The 19237-nt window shown below is 71.4% G+C and carries 20 protein-coding genes; 3 read left to right on the forward strand and 17 right to left on the reverse strand.

The window, feature by feature from the left end; translation table 11 throughout:
* Window positions 1–24: 24 nt before the first annotated feature.
* Window positions 25–597, reverse strand: coding sequence for a helix-turn-helix domain-containing protein (locus tag ACFVIU_RS22320; RefSeq protein WP_385844515.1), 573 nt, complete (start codon window positions 595–597; stop codon window positions 25–27).
* A gap of 379 nt (window positions 598–976) precedes the next feature.
* Between ACFVIU_RS22320 and ACFVIU_RS22325 the strand changes: the two genes are divergently transcribed.
* A complete protein-coding gene (locus ACFVIU_RS22325; RefSeq protein WP_385844516.1) occupies window positions 977–1897 on the forward strand; it encodes a 5'-3' exonuclease H3TH domain-containing protein in 921 nt (306 codons plus the stop codon).
* A gap of 112 nt (window positions 1898–2009) precedes the next feature.
* On the forward strand, window positions 2010–2855 hold the full coding sequence (locus ACFVIU_RS22330) for a siderophore-interacting protein (RefSeq protein ID WP_385844517.1): 846 nt from the start codon (window positions 2010–2012) through the stop codon (window positions 2853–2855).
* 13 nt (window positions 2856–2868) lie between these two features.
* On the opposite strand, the gene ACFVIU_RS22335 is transcribed toward ACFVIU_RS22330, so the two are convergent.
* Together ACFVIU_RS22335 and ACFVIU_RS22340 are read right to left on the reverse strand one after the other, a co-directional pair.
* Window positions 2869–3807 (reverse strand): 5'-nucleotidase, encoded by a 939-nt coding sequence (locus tag ACFVIU_RS22335; RefSeq protein WP_385844518.1) that lies wholly within the window; start codon window positions 3805–3807, stop codon window positions 2869–2871.
* A 48-nt stretch (window positions 3808–3855) separates the two neighbouring features.
* Window positions 3856–4437, reverse strand: coding sequence for a GNAT family N-acetyltransferase (locus ACFVIU_RS22340; RefSeq protein WP_385844519.1), 582 nt, complete (start codon window positions 4435–4437; stop codon window positions 3856–3858).
* A gap of 91 nt (window positions 4438–4528) precedes the next feature.
* On the opposite strand from ACFVIU_RS22340, the gene ACFVIU_RS22345 reads away from it, so the two are divergent.
* Entirely contained in the window at window positions 4529–5464 is a 936-nt protein-coding gene (locus tag ACFVIU_RS22345) for an RluA family pseudouridine synthase (RefSeq protein ID WP_385844520.1), read from the forward strand.
* A 6-nt stretch (window positions 5465–5470) separates the two neighbouring features.
* Here the strand turns inward: ACFVIU_RS22345 and ACFVIU_RS22350 are convergent, their stop codons facing one another.
* From ACFVIU_RS22350 to ACFVIU_RS22415, 14 genes are all read right to left on the reverse strand, one after another.
* Window positions 5471–6979, reverse strand: coding sequence for a cytochrome P450 (locus tag ACFVIU_RS22350; RefSeq protein ID WP_385844521.1), 1509 nt, complete (start codon window positions 6977–6979; stop codon window positions 5471–5473).
* 57 nt (window positions 6980–7036) lie between these two features.
* Window positions 7037–7657, reverse strand: a complete 621-nt coding sequence (locus ACFVIU_RS22355) for an ATP/GTP-binding protein (RefSeq protein WP_385844522.1) — start codon at window positions 7655–7657, stop codon at window positions 7037–7039.
* The gene (locus ACFVIU_RS22360; protein WP_385844523.1) at window positions 7638–8048 is read right to left on the reverse strand and encodes a DUF742 domain-containing protein; all 411 of its coding nucleotides are present in this window, start codon (window positions 8046–8048) and stop codon (window positions 7638–7640) included. The genes ACFVIU_RS22355 and ACFVIU_RS22360 overlap by 20 nt, the downstream gene beginning before the upstream one ends.
* Window positions 8045–8449, reverse strand: a complete 405-nt coding sequence (locus ACFVIU_RS22365) for a roadblock/LC7 domain-containing protein (RefSeq protein WP_385844524.1) — start codon at window positions 8447–8449, stop codon at window positions 8045–8047. The genes ACFVIU_RS22360 and ACFVIU_RS22365 overlap by 4 nt, the downstream gene beginning before the upstream one ends.
* A complete protein-coding gene (locus tag ACFVIU_RS22370) occupies window positions 8446–10098 on the reverse strand; it encodes an ATP-binding protein (protein WP_385844525.1) in 1653 nt (550 codons plus the stop codon). Before ACFVIU_RS22370 ends, ACFVIU_RS22365 begins: the two co-directional genes overlap by 4 nt.
* A 382-nt stretch (window positions 10099–10480) precedes the next feature.
* The gene (locus ACFVIU_RS22375; protein ID WP_385844526.1) at window positions 10481–13333 is read right to left on the reverse strand and encodes a DEAD/DEAH box helicase; all 2853 of its coding nucleotides are present in this window, start codon (window positions 13331–13333) and stop codon (window positions 10481–10483) included.
* 119 nt (window positions 13334–13452) lie between these two features.
* A complete protein-coding gene (gene tatC, locus ACFVIU_RS22380) occupies window positions 13453–14394 on the reverse strand; it encodes a twin-arginine translocase subunit TatC (RefSeq protein ID WP_385844527.1) in 942 nt (313 codons plus the stop codon).
* Window positions 14395–14441: 47 nt separating this feature from the next.
* Entirely contained in the window at window positions 14442–14726 is a 285-nt protein-coding gene (tatA, locus tag ACFVIU_RS22385; protein ID WP_385844528.1) for a Sec-independent protein translocase subunit TatA, read from the reverse strand.
* A gap of 234 nt (window positions 14727–14960) precedes the next feature.
* On the reverse strand, window positions 14961–15155 hold the full coding sequence (locus ACFVIU_RS22390; protein WP_385844529.1) for a hypothetical protein: 195 nt from the start codon (window positions 15153–15155) through the stop codon (window positions 14961–14963).
* Between the two features lie 42 nt (window positions 15156–15197).
* Entirely contained in the window at window positions 15198–15491 is a 294-nt protein-coding gene (locus ACFVIU_RS22395; RefSeq protein WP_385844530.1) for a hypothetical protein, read from the reverse strand.
* Between the two features lie 106 nt (window positions 15492–15597).
* Complete coding sequence (locus tag ACFVIU_RS22400; RefSeq protein ID WP_385844531.1) at window positions 15598–16590, reverse strand: helix-turn-helix transcriptional regulator; 993 nt, start codon at window positions 16588–16590, stop codon at window positions 15598–15600.
* A 14-nt stretch (window positions 16591–16604) separates the two neighbouring features.
* Window positions 16605–17558 carry a helix-turn-helix transcriptional regulator gene (locus ACFVIU_RS22405; protein ID WP_385844532.1) on the reverse strand — a complete coding sequence of 318 codons (954 nt, stop codon included), beginning with the start codon at window positions 17556–17558 and terminating at the stop codon, window positions 16605–16607.
* A gap of 179 nt (window positions 17559–17737) precedes the next feature.
* Entirely contained in the window at window positions 17738–18109 is a 372-nt protein-coding gene (locus tag ACFVIU_RS22410; RefSeq protein WP_385844533.1) for an FKBP-type peptidyl-prolyl cis-trans isomerase, read from the reverse strand.
* 86 nt (window positions 18110–18195) lie between these two features.
* On the reverse strand, window positions 18196–19197 hold the full coding sequence (locus tag ACFVIU_RS22415) for an FKBP-type peptidyl-prolyl cis-trans isomerase (protein WP_385844534.1): 1002 nt from the start codon (window positions 19195–19197) through the stop codon (window positions 18196–18198).
* Between the last annotated feature and the right edge of the window lie 40 nt (window positions 19198–19237).

Genomic DNA, 19237 nt, shown 5'->3' on the forward strand with positions numbered 1-19237 from the left:
CCCGCCGGACGTCACGTGCGCCACCTACCGCGACCGGTCCTGGACGGCCTCGATGTGCTCGGCGACCGCCACCACGACGATCCGGGTGTCCGGGACCGTGGCCCGCCAGCGGTGGCGGACCCCGCCGGTCAGATAGAGGGTGTCGCCGCGGCCCAGGCGGTAGGCGCGGCCCTCCGCCTCGATCTCCACCGCGCCGTCGGCGACGTACATCAGCTCGTCGTTGCGGTGCTGGAACTCGCGGCCGGCGTCGTGGTCGCCGGTGATCTCGGAGGCGTGCAGCTGGTGGTGGCCGCGGACCAGGGAGCGGGTGCGGGGCGCGAAGTCGTCCTCGGCGACCGGCTCGGCGCGTACGACGTCCACGCTGGCCGCGGGGTCGGCGGCGGCGAGGAGTTCGACGGCCGTGGTGCGCAGGGCGTCGGCCAGCTTCTCCAGGGAGGTGCGGCTGGGCCGGGCCCGGTCGTTCTCGACCTGGCTGAGGAAGGGCACCGACAAGCCGGTGCGCTCGGCCACGGCGGCGAGCGTCAGCTCCAGCGCACGGCGGCGGCGCCGCACGGCCGCGCCCACGCGCACGGGCTGCTGCTCTTTGTGGTCGCCCATCGCTCCGACTCCCTCCCTCACTCGGCGTGCCGCTGTCCGCGTGCCCACCCTGGGCACGCCGTTTCACTGATGGCTTCTCTGCACCCTACGCATGTTCGGCAAACCGTTTCACGCACCTGTCGCATCACTGACATGCCCACGATCCCGCACCATCACGGTTCACGCCAGCATCAGCGGGCCGCGAACCCGCCCGGCACCGGGCTTTCCGGGGGTACCCGCGCCGACCACCCGGGCCGTGCGCCGCCGCCTGGGCCAACGATCCTCACCCATGGTGATTGGCCGGATTCCTACCGTGGACACCGCGGAGCACCCCGAGACCCCTCCCGCGCGGGCCGCCGCCGTGCCCGTGACTGTCAGTGCCGTGCGGCATGATGCGAGCGTGACCGGACGACTCATGCTCCTCGACACCGCCTCGCTCTACTTCCGCGCCTACTTCGGCGTCCCGGACTCCGTGAAGGCCCCGGACGGCACGCCGGTGAACGCCGTGCGCGGGCTGCTGGACTTCATCGACCGACTGGTCAAGGACCACCGGCCGGAGCACCTGGTGGCCTGCATGGACGCCGACTGGCGGCCGCAGTGGCGGGTGGACCTCATCCCGACGTACAAGGCGCACCGGGTCGCCGAGGAGCACCCGGACGCCCCGGACGCGGAGGAGGTGCCGGACACCCTCGCCCCGCAGGTGCCCGTCATCGAGGCCGTGCTGGACGCGATCGGCATCGCCCGGGTCGGCGTCGCGGACTACGAGGCGGACGACGTGATCGGCACCTTCACCGCGCGGGCCACCGGCCCGGTCGACATCGTCACCGGCGACCGGGACCTGTACCAACTGGTGGACGACAAGCGCGAGGTGCGCGTGCTGTACCCGCTCAAGGGCGTGGGCACCCTCCAGCTCACCGACGAGGCGGTGCTGCGCGAGAAGTATGGGGTCGACGGGCGGGGGTACGCGGACCTGGCACTGCTGCGCGGCGACCCGAGCGACGGACTGCCGGGCGTGGCCGGCATCGGGGAGAAGACGGCCGCCAAGCTGCTCGCCGAGTTCGGCGATCTGGCCGGGATCATGGCGGCGGTCGAGGACCCGCGGGCGAAGCTCACCCCGTCGCAGCGCAGACGGCTCACCGAGGCCCGGCCGTATGTGGCGGTCGCCCCGAAGGTGGTGCGGGTGGCCGAGGACGTACCGCTGCCGGAGGTCACCACCGCCCTGCCGAGCACCCCGCGCGATCCCGCGGCCCTCGAGGAACTGGCGCGGCGCTGGGGTCTCGGCGGCTCCCTGCAACGGCTGCTCACCACACTCGCCGGCTGACCGCGACCGGAATGTTCCGGCAAAAAGCTTGTCACCGAGATCTCCGGGAAGGGGCGTCAACTCCACGCCGAGTGCTAACTTAGGTAAACCTAACCAATTGCAGGAGGCCGTGATGGCAGAGCGTCCCGAACGGAAGCCGCGCAAGCCCTATACCGCCCAGGTGATGCGCACCGAGCGCCTCACCCCGCATATGCAGCGCGTGGTGCTGGGCGGCGACGGCCTGACCGGCTTCGCCGCGGACACCTGCACCGACCACTACGTCAAGCTGCTGTTCGGGCCGGCCGGCGTGAGCTACCCCGAACCCTTCGACCTGGAGCGGATCCGGGCGGAGTTCCCGCGCGAGCAGTGGCCGGTGACCCGGACCTACACCGTGCGCGCCTGGGATCCCGAACAGCGCGAGCTGACCCTGGACTTCGTCATCCACGGCGACGAGGGCCTGGCCGGACCCTGGGCCGCCCGGGTCCGGCCCGGCGAGACGGTGCGCTTCATGGGCCCCGGCGGCGCCTACCGCCCCGACCCTCAGGCCGACTGGCATCTGCTCGCCGGTGACGAGAGCGCGCTGCCCGCCATCGCCCGCGCCCTGGAGACACTGCCCGACGACGCCCGTGCCCACGCCTTCGTCGAGGTCTCCGGACCCGAGGAGGAGCAGAAGATCGACACCGATGTGGAGATCGTCTGGCTGCACCGCGGGGACCGCCCGGTGGGCGAGGCGCTGCTCACGGCCGTACGGGAGCTGGACTTCCCGGCCGGCCGGCCGCATGTGTTCGTGCACGGCGAGGCCGGCTTCGTGAAGGAGCTGCGCCGGCTGCTGCGCGTCGAGCGGCAGATCCCGCGCGAGGACCTGTCGATCTCCGGTTACTGGCGCCTCGGCCACAACGAGGACGGCTGGCAGGCCTCCAAGCGCGAGTGGAACGCCCGCGTCGAGGCCGAACAGGAGGGCGGCGCGACGGCCGCGTAGCGGCGCTTCGCCCTCACCGCGCCGTCTGGTTCAGCTTGCCGAAGGGGATGTGCACGCTGGGCGTGGTCCGGGACGTGCTCTCCAGGTGGGTCACCTGGTCGTCGAAGAAGATGTGCGGTCGCAGCACCTTCATGACCGCACCCTTCTCGATGCCGCCCAGGAAGAAGGCCCCGTTGGCGGTCACGCCCCACTGCTTGAGGCTGTTCACCGCGCGCTCGTGCGCCGGCGCGTTGCGCGCGGTCACGATGGAGACATGGACCCGGATCGCGTAGTCCGGGTCGGCCATCCGCCGCTCCTCCTCCCGGCGCTGTATCCGGTTCACCCCGGCGAGGAAGTCGCGCAGCGGCCCGGGATCGTGCGGGGTCGCCACGTTACGGGCCTCGTGCGCGCGGAACTCCTCCAGCCCGGCGGACTGGTACACCTGCTCCGCGGTGTCACCGGCGAGCACCCCGTCGAAGTCGAAGGCGATCCGCAGCTCCGGGTCGGCGGGGTCGTCGGCGTACGACTCCCCCAGCACATGCCCGGCCGGCAGTCCGGCGGCGACGGCCTCGCGCACGTCGCTGCCGTTCGCGGACAGGAACAGGGACATGTTGAGCGCGGTCATGAACACATACGGCGACCGCCCCTGCATGAACACGGCCCGGGTGATGGGCAGTTCGTGGGCCTGGATGGACCGCATCACCCGCAGGCCCGTGTCCGGGTCGTTGCGGGAGAGGATGATCACCTCGACCAGCGGGTCCCCCGGCTCGCCGAGGTCGTTCAGCGACAGCAGCCTGCGGATGAACGCGAAGGCGACCCCGGGCCGGAGCGTGTCGTCGACGTGCTCCTCCTGGTAGGCCCGGTAGGCCTCCTCGCCCTGCTCCCGGAAGACGGCGTCCGACTCCCGCAGGTCGAACAGGGCGCTGGAGGCGACACCGACGACGAGTCGGTTCGCAAGATCGTAGGCCGGCATGCCCTCCATCTTCACACCGACGGAGCACCGCACACCCGCCCCGGCGGCTCAGTCGTCCCGGAGCCGCGCGTGCAGGTGGATGTCGTGCCAGCCGTCGGGGTGCAGCAGCGCGCTGCGCTTGGTGCCCTCCAGGGCGAAACCGGCCTTGGCGGCGACCCGGCAGGACGCCTCGTTGGCGCGCGCGTGCATCAGTTCCAGCCGGTGCAGACCGACCTCCTCGAACGCCCAGCGGGACAGCGCGGTGGTGGCCCGGGCCGCGACACCCCGGCCGCGCGCGGCCGCCGTCGTCCAGTACGCGACCTCGGCGACACCGTCGGCACACCGGATCTCCCGCAGCGCGACCCGGCCCAGCAGCTCGTCCGTGTCCTCGGCGACGACGGCCCACTGGGCCTGGTCCTCCCCCGCCCAGGACTGCTGCCACTCGGCGATCCAGCCGGCCGCCTCCTGCTCGGAGTCACAGGCCTTGATGTGCCACTGGTGCATCAGCGGATCCTGGAAGGCGCGGTGGACGGCGGGCGCGTCACCGGCCCGCCAGGGGCGCAGCAACAGGCCGTCCCCGCCGGGCAGGACGGGCTGCGGGGCGGCGGCGAGGGTTCCGGGGGGCACGACGGGAACAGTCAGCAAAGGCATGATCCCCATCCTGCCGACCGCACGGCCGCCGGTTCACCCGGTTTTCGCCTCGTACCCTGGAGCCCGACGAGCCGCCCTACCCCTGGATCCGATGAGACGCCGTACACCGCCCCCGCCCGCCCCGCTCCCCCAGCGCTCCGGGGTCGATCCGGTACGGGTCCGGCTGCCCGCCGCCGGGCCGTGGGCCACCGTACGGGAGCATCTGGTGGCGCGGCTCACCGGCGCCGGACCCGGAGTGGTCGAGGGCATGTTCGACGAGGGGCTGGTCGTCGGGGCCGACGGGCGGCCGGTGGCACCGGACGCGCCCTACCGACCGGGCATGTTCGTGTGGTTCCACCGTGAGCTGCCCGCCGAGGTGCCGGTGCCGTTCCCGGTGGAGGTGGTGTACCGGGACGCGCACATCGTCGTGGCCGACAAGCCGCACTTCCTGGCCACCACCCCGCGCGGCACCCATGTCGCCGAGACGGCACTGGCGCGGCTGCGGCGGGACCTCGGCATCCCCACCCTGACGGCGGCGCACCGCCTGGACCGGCTGACGGCCGGCCTGGTGCTGTTCACCGTACGGCCGGAGGAGCGCGGCGCCTACCAGACGCTGTTCCGGGACCGGGCGGTCCGCAAGGAGTACGAGGCGATCGCGCCGTACGACCCCGCGCTGGAGCTGCCCCGGACCGTGCGCAGCAGGATCGTGAAGGAGCGCGGGGTGCAGGCCGCCCAGGAGGTGCCGGGCGAGCTGAACGCGGTGACCCGGGTGGAGCTGGCCGGGCACCACGGCGACCTCGCCCGCTACCGGCTCGTCCCGCACACCGGGCAGACCCATCAGCTGCGGGTGCATCTGAACGCGCTCGGGGTGCCCATCCTCGGTGACCCGCTGTACCCGGAGGTGACCGCCCCGGTGCCGGCCGGCGACTTCCGAAGGCCGCTGCAACTGCTCGCGCGGCGGCTGGAGTTCACCGATCCGGTCACCGGGGTGGAGCATGCGTTCGTCAGCTCGCGCACGCTCGACGCCTGGCCGGCCCCGGGGGTCTGACCCCGGTCACTCGCCGCGCCACCAGTGCAGCAGCCGTCGCCACAGACCCCGGGGGCGGGCCGGTTCCGGCACCGCGGGGGCGGCCGGCGGCGGGGCCAGGGCCGGGGACGGCCTGGCGGGGCGGGGGGTCTCCGCCTGCGGCTCGGCGGCCGCGGCCGGATCGGTGCGCAGGGTGCCGACCTGCCAGGTGGCGCGCTGGGCCGGGACCGCCATGGTGCGCGGCGCGAGATCGACGTCCTGCTGCGGCTTGGGTTCGAAGCGCACCGGCAGCGCCACCAGGTGCCGGGAGGCGATCGAGGACCGCCAGTGCAGCTCCTCCTCGGCGCAGTCCAGCTGGATGTCCGGCAGCCGGGTCAGCAGCGCGTCGACTCCGACGTCGGCGATGGCACGGCCGATGTCCTGGCCGGGGCACTCGTGCGGGCCGCCGCCGAAGGCGAGGTGGGAGCGGTTGCCCTGCATGCTGGCGGACAGGTCCGGGCGGATGCGCGGGTCGAGGTTGCCCGGCGCGGGGGCGAAGAGCAGCCCGTCGCCCTTGCGGATGCGCTGACCGCCCAGCTCGGTGTCCTGCTTGGCGTAGTAGGCGAAGACCGTGCTGAACGGCGGCTCGTCCCACAGGGACTGCTCGATCGCCTCCGGCACGGTCATCTGGCCGCCGTTGAGCTGGGCGCGGAAGCCGGGCTCGGTCAGGACCATGCGCAGCGCGTTGGCGAGGAGGTTGGCGGTGGCCTCGTAGGCCGCGAAGAGGACGACGCGCAGATGTTCGCGGACCTCGTCGTCGCTGAGCCCGGCCCGGTGGGTGATGAGGTGACTGGTGAAGTCGTCCTCGGGCCGGGCGCGCCGCCGGGTGGTGAGCCGGCTGAGCGCGTCCATGACGTAGGCATGGCTCTGGATGGCGGTGGCGGTGCCCTTCAGGGCGTCCCGGGCGGCCTGCACCATCCGGTCGTTGTACTCCTCGGGCATGCCGAGGATCTGGCACATCACGGCCATCGGCAGGTGCTCGGAGAACTGGGAGACCAGGTCGGCCCGGCCGCGCTCGCAGAAGCTGTTCACCAGGGCCTGGGTGGCGCGGCCGATGTAGCGGCGGACGCTGCGGTGGTCGATGGTGGCCATGGCCGCGGTGACCGCCCCGCGCAGCCGCTGGTGCTCGTCGCCCTCGGCGTGCGAGCAGATGGGCTGCCAGGCGATGTGCGGCATCAGCGGATGGTCGGGCTTGACGGTGCCGTCGAGCAGCGGGCTCCAGATCCGGCTGTCCCGGGTGTACTGCGAGGGGCTGCGCACCATCTGCATGTTCTCGGCGTGGCCGAGCACCACCCACATGGGCACGTCGTCGTGGAGCAGGACGGGGGCCACGGCGCCGTGCTGCTCGCGCAGCCGCTCGTAGAGGTCGCCGAGGTCCGTCGCTTCGGGGCCGTAGAGCCGTGGCACTCCCCCGGGGCCGAGCCCGTGTGCCGGGCAGCCCGGCGGAGGGCCGGAGGTGGGGTCTGTGCCGGTCAGGGAGGGGGATTCAGACGTCACGGTGTCGCTCCGGAACGGAAGGAAGGGGGTGTGGCGGTCGGTCGGCCGCCGGACGGGTCAGATGAGGGCGCGGGAGAGGGCCAGCGAGTGCAGGAAGCGCATCAGGGTCAGCAGGACGTCCTTGCTGGAGGCGCGGCGCCGCACATCGCAGTCGACGATCGGGATGTCCGGGGTCAGGTCCAGCGCGGTGCGCAGCTCCTCGAGGGGGTAACGGGGAGCGTCCGGGAAGGAGTTGACGGCGACGACGAAGGGCACGCCGCGCTCCTCGAGCCGGCCCATGACGTCGAAGCTGACCTCCAGTCGCCGGGTGTCGACCAGGACGACCGCGCCGAGCGCCCCTTCGAACAGGCCGTTCCACAGGAACCAGAAGCGTTCCTGGCCGGGGGTGCCGAAGAGGTAGAGGACCAGTTTGTCGGTGATGCTGATGCGGCCGAAGTCCATGGCCACGGTGGTGGCCGTCTTGGAGTCGGAGCCGTAGTTGTCGTCGACGCCGATCCCGGCCTGGGTCATGGTCTCCTCGGTGGTCAGCGGTCTGATCTCGCTGACGGAACCGACCATGGTGGTCTTGCCGACGCCGAAGCCGCCCACGATCACGATCTTCACCGCGGCCTGGGCCGTGTGCGGCAGATGGTCCTCGGTGCGTGGGCCGGGGATCGTGTCAGAGCTTTTGAAGTCCATGCATCACCGCTTCGAGAAGTGAACGGTCGGGGACCGCCTGGCGGACGATCGGGGCGCGTGCCTGCACCAGTTCGGCCGTGATCATCTCGGTGATCAGGACGGTCATCGCGCTGAACGGCAGATTGAGGTAGGCCGAGAGCTCGGCCACGGACAGCGGGGCCGTGCACAGCCGGAGCACGGCCGCCTGCTCGGGGGTGGCGGCGGGCGTCACCGGGGAGCGGGCCACGATCAGGGTCACGAGGTCGAGTTCGGCCCGCAGACCGTCGGCCTCGGCGACGGTGTAGAGCCGTTCGGGGTTCCTGGGCGGGGCCTGGCCGTCCGCCGGCTGGGCCGGGGAGGGCAGCGGGGGCGGCGGCTTCGGCTGGCGCCGTTTGCGTCGGGGAGGAGTCATACGGTCTGCCCGTTCCGCCGGGGCGGACTGGTGAGATGGGCGCCGATCCGGACGACGAGGTCGCGCATCATGGCGCTCATCCGGCCCGGTTCGCAGGTCACGTCGGCCAGGACGGCGAGATAGGCGTTGGGGCCGGCGTTCATGAGGTAGAAGTAGCCGCCTTCGATCTCGATGACGACGACCTTCATGTCGCCCGCGCCGGGGATCTCCTGGATGATGGCGCCGGCCAGGCTCTGCACGCCCGCGCAGGCGGCGGCCACCCGGTCGGCGGCGTCGGGGTCGCCGCCGTACCGGGCGATGCGCAGTCCGTCCGCGGACAGGACCACGATCATCTCGATGCCCGGGACTCCGTCGTTCAGCTGCTTGAGCATCCAGTCGAAGTTGCCTCGCTGCTGGATCACTTGAGGTTCCCCTCGTCGTCGGCCTCGGTGGGGTCGGCCGAATCATCGATCAGGTGCAGGTACTTGGTGGGATTGAGCGTGAAGTCGGTCAGTTCGGCGGCGGTGGCGTCCTCGGGCATGCCCTTGCGCAGGCCGTTCCAGAAGTCCTCCATCCACATGCCCGGGGGGCGCTCCATGAGCTTCTTGCGCTCGGGGTCGATCTCCGGCTCGGGTTCCGTCCTGGTCTGGGACCAGATGGTCGGCCTGCCCTCGCGCTCGGCCTGCTCGATGGCGGCCTGCTCGGCGAGCCGCTGGGCCAGCGGGGTCTTCACCCGGCTGCGGCGCTGCGGCAGGCCGTTCGCCGTCCACTCGGTGACCTCGGGGACGTCGTCCTCCATGGAGATCCCCGCGGGAATCTTGGGGCTGGTGGGGCGGCGGCGCTTCGGCGGGCGCTTGGGGCCCTCGACCGCGCCGAGTTCCTTCATCGGGATGCCGGTGGCGCCGATGCCGTGCGCGGCCCCCACGCCGGGTTCGGTGGTCGTCATCACGCGCGGCACGATGAGGATCGCGCGGACGCCGCCGTAGGCGGAGGCGCGCAGCGAGACCTCCATGTTGAACTGCTTGCAGAGCCGGCCGACGACGGCGAGGCCGAGGCGCGGGTTCTCGCCCAGGTTGTGGGCGTCCTCGCCGTTCTTGGCGTCCTCGATCATCTGCTCGATGCGGGCCCGGGACTCCTCGCTGAGGCTGACGCCCGCGTCCTCGATCTCGATGGCGATGCCGGTCTGCACCTCGACGGCGGTGACATGGACCTCGGTCGCGGGCGGCGAGTAGCGCGTCGCGTTGTCCATCAGCTCGGCGGCGGCGTGGATGACCGGCTCGACCGCGGTGCCCTTGATGTTGATGGTGACGATGGAGTTCAGCTTGATGCGGCGGTACTCCAGGATGCGGGACATCGCGCCGCGCAGGGTGCTGTACAGGGAGACCGGCAGGGGCCACTGACGGCCGGGCCGGCCGCCGCCGAGGACGCCGATGGTGTCGGCGAGGCGGCCGATCAGCGAGGTGCCGTGGTCGATGCGCAGCAGGTCGTCGAAGACCTCGGGGTTGCGGCCGTGGTCCTCCTCCATCTCCCGGAGTTCCTTGGCCTGCTGGTGGACGATGGCCTGGACGCGGCGGGCGATGCTGACGAAGGAGCGCTCGGTGGCGTCGCGCATCGAGATCTCGTCGTCGGCGCCCTTCAGCGCGATGCGGAACAGCTCGCGGTAGGACTCGGGCAGCGCGCGCAGCTCGGGATCGCAGTCGTAGACGTTGATCAGCACCTCCCGCAGCTGCTCTCCCTTGCGCAGCCGGAGCAGGCCGAGGGGCAGGATGTCGGTGGCGAACTTCTCGATCAGCTCGTCATGCGCGGCGATCCGGTTCTCCAGGTACGCCGTGTGCCGGGCGTGTTCGGCCTGTACCTCGCGCAGCCTGCGCCCGCGGCGGGCGGCCTCGCCCGCGGTGGCAAGGAGCAGCAGCACGGCCAGCGCCCCGCACAGCAGGACGGCGAGCCGTCCCGCGGCCGGCGCCAGCACCGCGGCGGCCCCGGTCGCGGCGGCCATCACTATGGCCGGGGGCAACAGCACGCGCGCGTAGGGACGTTCGCGGCGGCCGGGAGGCTTCTGAACACTCACCATGGGTGCCTTCTGAGACGAATCGGCTGGGTGTCGGACGTGCGTGTGAGGGGAAGGTTCATGGAACTGTCAGGATCCAACGGATATTTGGGAACAAGCGCACGAATTGCCTCAACTCGGTGCGCCGCGGGCGAGCTTAGTCCGACCGGATCATCGCCGTGTCATATTCGGCAAGCACCTGAAATCGCCCCTGCACCAGGAGTACGCTCAGCTGCATTTACACGCTGAGACGTCATTCGCACACGTTCGGTGACGGTGTACGGGTGTGCGAAAGCGACTCCCCGAAGAGAGTAAAAAGGGCGCCGAACCACCCGCTACGACGAGCAGTTCAGCGCCCTGGACAAACAACCCGATCGCATGAATCGCCGGGCACGGCAGCCGGTGGCTACCCCACGGACGAGTAGGCGACCACACCCCGCAGCAGCTGGTCGACGGCCTTGCGCGCGGCCTTGGCCACGGTCGACCCCTCGACCGGCGCCGCGGCGGAGATCTGCCCGAGGATGTCGATCACCTGCTTGCACCAGCGCACGAAGTCGCCCGCGGGCATCTCGGCCTCGCGCAGCACCTCGTCGAGGCCCTTGCCGGACGCCCACATATAGGCGGCCCAGGCGAAGCCGAGATCGGGCTCGCGCTGGCCGACCCCTTCCGTCTGGTTGATCCGGAACTCCTCCTCCAGCGCGTCCAGCCGGCCCCAGATGCGGACCATCTCGCCGAGCGCGGCCTTCGCGTTGCCGGAGGGCAGCTTGGGCGCCATCGCGTCGTCGCCGACCCGGGCCTCGTACACCAGCGCCGAGACGCAGGCGGCGAGTTCGGCGGGGCCGAGGCCCTCCCAGACCCGCTCGCGCAGGCATTCGCTGGCCAGCAGGTCGAGTTCGCCGTAGAGCCGGGCGAGCCGCTTGCCGTGCTCGGTGACCTCGTCACCGCGCAGATAGTCCAGCTCGGTCAGCAGGGCCACGATCCGGTCGAAGGTCCGGGCGATGGTGTTCGTACGGCCCTCGATACGGCGCTCCAGCTGCGAGGTGTCGCGCAGCAGCCGGTGGTAGCGCTCGGCCCAACGGGCGTGGTCCTCGCGGTCGTTGCAGCCGTGGCAGGGATGGGCCCGGATCGCCGTGCGCAGCCGTGCGATCTCCCGGTCGTCGGCCGCCTGCGAGCGCCGCTTGCGGGCCCGCTCCGGCGGGATGTGCCCGGCCTTGGTGCGCAGCGCGGAGGCCAGGTCCCGGCGGGACTGCGGGGAGCGCGGGTTGAAGGACTTCGGGATCCGCATCCGGTCCAGCGGCTCGACCGGCACCGGGAAGTCCATCGACGCCAGCCGCTTGACCTGCCGCTCGGCCGTCAGCACCAGCGGGCGCGGCCCGTCGTGGTGGTCGAAGCCGCGGTGGCCGTTTGAGCGGCCGGCCGGCAGACCGGGGTCCAGCACCAGGGCGAGCCCCGCGTACTTGCCGGTGGGCACGTGGATGACGTCCCCCGGCTTGAGCTTCTCCAGCGCCACCGCGGCCTCCGCGCGGCGCTGGTCGGCGCCCTGCCGCGCCAGCTCGGTCTCCCGGTCCTTCAGTTCGCGGCGCAGCCGCGCGTACTCCTCGAAGTCGCCGAGGTGGCAGGTCATCGAGGCCTTGTAGCCGGCCAGGCCCTCCTCGTTGCGCTGCACCTGCCGGGAGATCCCGACCACCGACTTGTCGGCCTGGAACTGCGCGAAGGAGGTCTCCAGCAGCTCGCGCGAGCGGTGCCGGCCGAACTGCTCGACCAGGTTGACCGCCATGTTGTACGACGGCTTGAAGCTGGAGCGCAGCGGGTAGGTGCGGGTGCCCGCGAGACCGGCGAGGTGCTCCGGGCTCATCCCCCGCTGCCAGAGCACCACCGCATGGCCCTCGACGTCGATGCCGCGGCGGCCGGCCCGGCCGGTCAGCTGGGTGTACTCGCCGGGGGTGATGTCGGCGTGCTGCTCGCCGTTCCACTTGACGAGCTTCTCCAGCACCACCGAGCGGGCGGGCATGTTGATGCCGAGCGCGAGGGTCTCGGTCGCGAACACGGCCTTCACCAGGCCGCGCACGAACAGCTCCTCCACGACCTCCTTGAAGGTCGGCAGCATGCCCGCGTGGTGCGCGGCGATGCCCCGCTCCAGGCCCTCCAGCCACTCGTAGTAGCCGAGGACGTGCAGGTCCTCCGGCGGGATCGAGGCGGTGCGCTCCTCGACCAGGGCGCGCACCATTTCCCGCGCCTCCTCGTCGTTGAGCCGGAGACCCGCGTACAGGCACTGCTGGACGGCCGCCTCGCAGGCGGCACGGCTGAAGATGAAGGTGATCGCCGGGAGCAGGCCCTCGGCGTCCAGGCGCTCGATGACCTCCGGGCGGCCCGGCGTCCACACCCGCGAGCGCTGTCTGCGCTCCCGCTCCCGGTCGGCCTCGCGCATCGCACGGCCGCGCCGCCGGTCCTGGTACGACGGTCTGGTGGCCTCCATGCGGGCCAGCCGGGCCAGATCGGGGTTGACGGCCTTCTTGTGGCCCTCGCCCTCCTCGAACAGGTCGTACATCCGGCGTCCGGCGAGGACGTGCTGGAACAGCGGCACGGGCCGGTGCTCGGAGACGATCACCTCGGTGTCGCCGCGGACGGTGTCCAGCCAGTCACCGAACTCCTCGGCGTTGGACACGGTCGCGGAGAGCGAGACCAGGGTGACCGACTCGGGCAGGTGAATGATCACTTCCTCCCAGACGGCGCCACGGAAGCGGTCGGAGAGGTAGTGCACCTCGTCCATGACCACATAGCCGAGGCCGAGGAGGGTCTGCGAGCCGGCATAGAGCATGTTCCGCAGCACCTCGGTGGTCATCACGACCACCGGGGCGCCGGAGTTGACACTGTTGTCGCCGGTGAGCAGGCCGACCTTGTCGGCGCCGTAGCGGCGGCACAGGTCGGCGTACTTCTGGTTCGACAGCGCCTTGATGGGTGTCGTGTAGAAGCACTTCTTGCCCTGGCGCAGGGCGAGGTGGACGGCGAACTCGCCCACGATCGTCTTGCCCGAGCCGGTGGGGGCGGCCACCAGCACGCCCTTTCCCGCTTCGAGTGCCTGGCAGGCCTCGATCTGGAAGGGGTCGAGGCCGAAGTCGTACATCTCGCGGAAGGGTGCGAGCGCGGTGGCCTGCTCGGCTGCCCGCTTGCGGGCCGCCGCGTACCGCTCGGCCGGTGAGAGGTCCTCTGTCATCGTGCTTTCGAGCGTACCGGGCCCCACTGACAACAGGACGATCATTATGCGGAACGTGCGCTCATCGGCCCTCGGGACGGCAGGCGGTGCGCACAAGAGCGGACGCCCCCGGCCCGGTGGTCACCGGGGCGGGGGCGTCGCAGCTGCTGCGGGTGACGGTCAGATCACGTCACGTCGTCGTAGCCGTTGACCCGGTCGAGGCCGGGGCGCTCGGGGGCGGCGGACGCGGACACGGCCTCCACCTCGCCGATCTCCTCGGGCGTGAGGTCCAGCTCGGAGGCCTCGTCGTCGGCGGGTCCCTGGGCCTCGCGGCGCGCCCGGCGCCGGTCGTTGAGCACCGAGACGAAAGCGGCGATGAAGAACAGCGCCCAGATCGGCGCCGCCAGCGCCAGCATCGTGCCCGGGTCGGGGCTGGGCGTGGCCACGGCCGCGAAGGCGGCGATGCCGACGACCATGCCGCGCCACCAGCCGAGCATGCGCCGCCCGGACAGCACGCCGGTGAGGTTGAGCATGACCAGGAGCAGCGGCATCTCGAAGGCGAGACCGAAGACGACGACCATGCGCGTGACCAGGTCGAGCAGGTCGTCCAACGGCAGCAGGTTCTCCGCGCCACTGGGCGTCAGGTCGATCATGACCTTCGCCGTGGTGGGCAGCACGTGGTAGGCGAGGTAGCCGCCGCCGAGGAAGAGCGGGAAGCCCATCCCGACGAACGCGTAGGCGTACTTCTTCTCGTGCCGGTGCAGACCGGGCGCGACGAACGCCCACAGCTGGTACAGCCACACCGGCGCCGCCAGCACGATGCCGGCCGTCAGCGCGACCTTCAGGGCCAGGGTGAACGGCGCCAGCAGGCCGCTGACCGTGATGTGCGCACAGTGGGCGTCCTTGGACTTGGCCAGCTCGCCGAAGGTCTGCGAGCATCCGATCGAGTCCAGCACCGGCCTGGTGATGACGTCGATGATGTCCTTGTAGAAGAAAGCCGCCACCACGGTGACGACCAGGATCGCCAGGACACCCTTGGCGAGCCGGTTGCGCAGCTCACGCAAGTGATCCGCGAGCGGCATCCGCCCCTCGGGGTCCCTCTCCTTCTTGCGGGCAGGCTTGAGCAACCCACGTCCTCATCTCGTGCAGCGGACCGGACGCCCCGGTCCTCGCGTCAGCGCTGGGTGGTGTCGGTCGGCTCGTTGACCGGGCGGGAGCTGGTCACGTCGCCGGGCGCCGCCTGGATCGTGCGCTGAGCCGGGGTCTGCTCCTCGGTGGACTGCGCAGAGGTGGTGGGCTGCTTGCCCTCCTCCTTCATGGCCTTCGCCTCGCTCTTGAGGATGCGCGCGGACTTGCCGAGGGAGCGCGCCATGTCCGGAAGCTTCTTGGAACCGAACACGAGGACGATCACGAGAATCAGCAGCACCAGGTGCCACGGCTCAAGTGCGCCACGAAACATAAGTCTTCACCTTCTCAGTGAGGCGGGGCGGCGGGGCATGTCCGACGGGTCGGACAAGTGTCTGACCATCGTGCTGGCAGCGATCGTAACGCGCAGGTATGAACGGTGGACAATCCCTGTGCGTACGCCCGCTTCCGCGGACCGCGCCTCGTACTCCGGGCCGCGACCAGCAGCGTACCTGGCCGGACGGTCAAGGTGACAGGGCGAAGTGACCCAAAACGCATGACATCACGCTCACAGCGCGTCCACGGTCCGGGCCGCGCTCACGGTGGCCCGCTCCAGCTCCTCGGCCGCCCTGTTGATACGGCGCGCGGAGTCGGCGACCTGCTGCCCGAGGCGCCGCGCCTCCAGGAAGACCCGGACGGCGAGCACCCCCAGCACGGCCAGACCCAGAAAACCCATGGCTACCGCGAACATCGGCCAGAACATGACGTCGAGACTAGACCGTCCCGCCCCGGGAGCCGCAGCCGCCTACACCGTGGAGTGCAGCCGCAGGGTCCGCACCCCGCCGCCGGTGAGCAGCTCGACGATGCGCTCCCCGGCCGGTTTGCGCACGGCGGCACCGCACTCGGGGCAGGTGAAGGAGTAGAACGTGGTCCGGCTGCTGGCGCCGATGGCGAGCCGCAGCGCGCTCGCGGACAGCTCGAAGCGGCCGCGGCAGTCCGGGCAGCCGGCCCGGAACACCACGGGCGCCACCCGCCGCATCCCGGCGAAGGCCGCCGCCACCGTCATCTCGCTCGCACCGGTCACCGGAGACTCGCTCACCGCACTCGCTCCTTCTCCTGGTCGTTCGCCCGGCACACCGCTGGAAGACGCCGCGGCGCGCCGCCACCCGGCCGCCGGGGCCGGCCGCCTTCCGGGTGCCGGCCGCTCACTCCGCCGGCGCCGTGTCGTACGCCGCCAGCGCCTGCGCGGCCGCCGTCCGGGCGCTCTCGGCCAGCTCCGGCGGGGAGACGATCCGGCCGTCCCGGCCGAGCCGCAGCGCCAGCCGGCGCAGCGAGGCCGGATCGGGGGTGCGCAGAGTGATCCGCAGCCCGCCGTCGGGCAGTTCGTCCGCGCTGTCGTGCGGGTAGTACTCGGCGACCCAGCGGCCGCCCGGCCCCACCTCGATCACCACCTCGGGATCCTCGGCGGCCGGCTGCACCAGCCCCTCGGACAGGTCGCGCAGCTCTATCTCGGGCGGCGCGGACGGCTCGTCCAGGATTCTGATCTCGGCGACCCGGTCGAGCCGGAAGGTGCGGCGGGCCTCCGAGCGGCGGCACCAGGCCTCCACATAGGTGTGGCCGACGCTGACCAGGCGGATGGGGTCGATCTCCCGCTCGCTGACCTCGTCCCGCGCGGGCGAGTAGTAGCGGATCCACAGCCGGCGCCGCTCGGAGATCGCCCGGTCCACGTCGGCGAAGACCCCGCCCTCGGACTCGAAGGTGACCGACAGCCGGGAGCTGGCGCCCGCGGCCTCCCCGGCCGCGGTCTCCACCTTGGCGGTCGCGCGCAGCAGCGCCTGCCGGTCGCTCTCCCGCAGGCCCGGCAGGGTGGCCACCGCGCGGGCGGCCACCAGCAGCGCGGTCGCCTCGTCCGCGGCGAGCCGCAGCGGCTCGGCGGCCTCCTCGCCGAGCGCGGCCGGGTTGTGCCACCAGATGCGCTCGCCGTCGGTGTCGATGTCCAGCAGATCGCCGCCGCGGAAGCTGGTGCCGCACATGGGCAGCAGATCCAGGTCGGCGACCAGCTCGTCCTCGGTGATGCCGAAGGCCCGGGCGACGTCCGCGATCCGGGCGCCGGGGCGCTCGCGCAGATAGGTCACCAGGGAGAGCATCCGCCGGGTCTGGTCGATGGCGTTCACGGGCCTGACCGGTTTGCCTGCCACTGCCGCTCCCCCTCTCAGTCCTTGGCCACGGCGCGCAGCCGGTCCACCACGTCCGCACGCAGCTCGGCCGGCTCCAGGACCACCACGTCCGGCCCGAACTCGACCAGCCAGGCGTCCAGGCCGTGCCCGTACGGAATCTCCAACTCGTCCCAGCCGTCGCCGAGTTCCCGCACCTTGGTGGCCTTCGCCCGAAGGGGGTAACCGGCGCCGGAGCGCAGCCGGATCAGCGCGGAGCGGTCGGCGATCTCGCCCGCCCAGCTCGCCACCGTCTCCCGCACGGTGACCACGTCCGGCACGGGCGCGGTGAACGGCGTACCGCGGGAGCGGACCCGGCCGGTGATCCGGGACAGCCTGAAGACCCGCTCGGCGCCCCGGTCCCGGTCGAAGCCGGCCAGGTACCAGTGGCCGCGCCAGCACTCCAGCGCCCAGGGCTCCACGGTCCGGGTCTCGGGGTGCGCGGCGGACGCCTTGCGGTAGTCGAAGACGACCGGACGGCGGTCCCGGCAGGCCAGCATCAGCGGTTCGAAGGCGGCCTCGTGCACCGGGATGCGCGGCTCCAGCGCGCCATGGGCCTCGTACGGGTCGACGTCCTCGGGCAGGCCCGCGGCCCGCAGCTTCTGCAGGGCACCGCTGGCCGCGCCGGCGAGCCGGGCCTGCTGCCAGACCTTCGCGGCCAGGCCGAGCGCGGCGGCCTCCTCGGCGTCCAGGGTGATCGGGGGCAGCCGGTTGCTGTCGCGGCGGGCGAGATAGCCGACCTCGCCCTCGATGTTCTCCACGGTCGCGATGACCAGGCCCAGCTCGCGCAGGTCGTCCTTGTCCCGCTCGAACATCCGGTTGAAGGAGTCGTCCGAGCCCGCCTCGATGTAGGCCTCGACCGACTCGCGCAGCTCACGCTTGCTGAGCGGCCGCCGTGTTCCGAGCAGGCACAGCGCGAGGTTCATCAGCCGCTCGGCCTTGGCAATGGCCATCGACGCCCTTCGCCTTCCCTATGGTGCTTACGAACGATGACCGTACCGCTCCGTGGCGCGGTCACAAAAGCCGAGGGCCCATGCCCGGACAGGCATGGGCCCCAGGTGATCGGATCCGGTCGGACAGGCCGGCACAGCAGGCACGGACCGCACCGGATCAGACGCGGATCACCGGTGGATCAGACCGCGAGGAGGTCCACCACGAAGATCAGGGTCTCGCCCGGCTTGATCGCCGGGGTCGGGCTCTGGTCGCCGTAGGCGAGGTGGGCGGGGATGGTCAGCCGGCGTCGGCCACCGACCTTCATGCCCTGCACACCCAGGTCCCAGCCCTGGATGACACGGCCCGCACCCAGCGGGAAGCGGAACGGCGTCTCACGGTTCCAGCTGGCGTCGAACTCCTCGCCCGTGCTGAAGGCCACACCCACGTAGTGGACGGTGACGGTCTGACCCGCCTGGGCCACCTCGCCGTCGCCCTCCCAGATGTCCTTGATCTCAAGATCCGCCGGAGGCGCACCCTCGGGGAAGTCGACCTCGGGCTTCTCGATGTTCACGTCAAAAGCTCCTGCGTGTGTACGACATCAAACACGGACAGTCTTTCATCCCCGCGCCTCTTTCGTCGGCCACCGGCCCGGGCCGGCTACATCGCCGCCAGGATGTCCACCGTGTACACGAGCGTGGAGTCCTTCTTGATGACACCGCCCTGCGGAAGCGTGCTGTAACCCAGCTCCGGCGGCACCACGATCAGCACCCGGCTGCCCACCTTCTTGCCGGTCAGGCCCTGCGACAGCCCCTTGATCACCTGCCCGATCTGCTCCAGCGAGAACTGGCTGAGCCGCCCGGAACCGTACGTCCGCTGGAACGTCTTGCCGGACTCCCACACCAGGCCCTGGAACTGGCACAGGATGGTCTGGTCGGCCTTCAGCTCCTCGCCGTCGCCCTCCAGCACATACTCCGAGACCAGCTTCTTCGGCGGGTCGGTCTTCGGGATCGTCACCTTCGGCACGGTGCCGTCGGTGTTGGTCGCCACCTTCGGCAGCGACGCGTCGGTCTGCGGGACCGGGTCGCCGTGCGCGGAGCTCTTGGAGTCGTAGACCTCCATCAGATCGATGACGAAGACCAGCGTGTCGGTGCCCTTGATACCGGCCTGCGGCTGCCCGGCCGAGCCGTACCCCAAGGCCGGCGGGACGGCGATCTCGACCCGGCTGCCCACCTTCTTGCCGGTGAGCGCATACCGCCAGCCGTCGATGATGCTGCCCTGCGCGAGCTGCATGACCAGCGGGCGCTTGCGGTCGTAGGAGTTGTCGAAGACCTTGCCGGTGTCCCAGATCTGACCGAGATAGTGGGCCTTGATGAAGTCGTTCTCCACGGCCGGACGGCCATTGCCCGCGATGAGCGTCTTCACCGCCAGGTTCTTCGACGGCTCCCCCGGCCCCTTGGCGACCGTCGGCTTCTCCCCGAACTTCGTCCCCGCGGTGACGGCCGGCAGCGGCCCCTCCACGATCTTGGGCGGCGGCGCGGCGGACACCGAGGCCGCCGGCGAGGCACCGGTCTTGCCGGAGCCGGACTTGCCGTCACCACAACCGGCGAGCGTCACCAGTCCTGCGGGTACGGCGGCGAGAAGAAGTGAACGTCGGCGCACGGAACAGCCTCGTAATCGGTCGATCTTGCGGATGGCGTGC

It is taken from the genome of Streptomyces sp. NPDC127190 (genome assembly GCF_042672505.1).
Lineage (GTDB): Bacteria > Actinomycetota > Actinomycetes > Streptomycetales > Streptomycetaceae > Streptomyces.

Coding starts and splice junctions, on each gene's coding strand:
- ACFVIU_RS22320 (WP_385844515.1), bottom strand. CDS start 597: ATGGGCGACCACAAAGAGCAGCAGCCCGTGCGCGTGGGCGCGGCCGTG.
- ACFVIU_RS22330 (WP_385844517.1), top strand. CDS start 2,010: ATGGCAGAGCGTCCCGAACGGAAGCCGCGCAAGCCCTATACCGCCCAG.
- ACFVIU_RS22335 (WP_385844518.1), bottom strand. CDS start 3,807: ATGCCGGCCTACGATCTTGCGAACCGACTCGTCGTCGGTGTCGCCTCC.
- ACFVIU_RS22340 (WP_385844519.1), bottom strand. CDS start 4,437: ATGCCTTTGCTGACTGTTCCCGTCGTGCCCCCCGGAACCCTCGCCGCC.
- ACFVIU_RS22345 (WP_385844520.1), top strand. CDS start 4,529: ATGAGACGCCGTACACCGCCCCCGCCCGCCCCGCTCCCCCAGCGCTCC.
- ACFVIU_RS22355 (WP_385844522.1), bottom strand. CDS start 7,657: ATGGACTTCAAAAGCTCTGACACGATCCCCGGCCCACGCACCGAGGAC.
- ACFVIU_RS22360 (WP_385844523.1), bottom strand. CDS start 8,048: ATGACTCCTCCCCGACGCAAACGGCGCCAGCCGAAGCCGCCGCCCCCG.
- ACFVIU_RS22370 (WP_385844525.1), bottom strand. CDS start 10,098: ATGGTGAGTGTTCAGAAGCCTCCCGGCCGCCGCGAACGTCCCTACGCG.
- ACFVIU_RS22375 (WP_385844526.1), bottom strand. CDS start 13,333: ATGATCGTCCTGTTGTCAGTGGGGCCCGGTACGCTCGAAAGCACGATG.
- tatA (WP_385844528.1), bottom strand. CDS start 14,726: ATGTTTCGTGGCGCACTTGAGCCGTGGCACCTGGTGCTGCTGATTCTC.
- ACFVIU_RS22390 (WP_385844529.1), bottom strand. CDS start 15,155: ATGTTCTGGCCGATGTTCGCGGTAGCCATGGGTTTTCTGGGTCTGGCC.
- ACFVIU_RS22405 (WP_385844532.1), bottom strand. CDS start 17,558: ATGGCCATTGCCAAGGCCGAGCGGCTGATGAACCTCGCGCTGTGCCTG.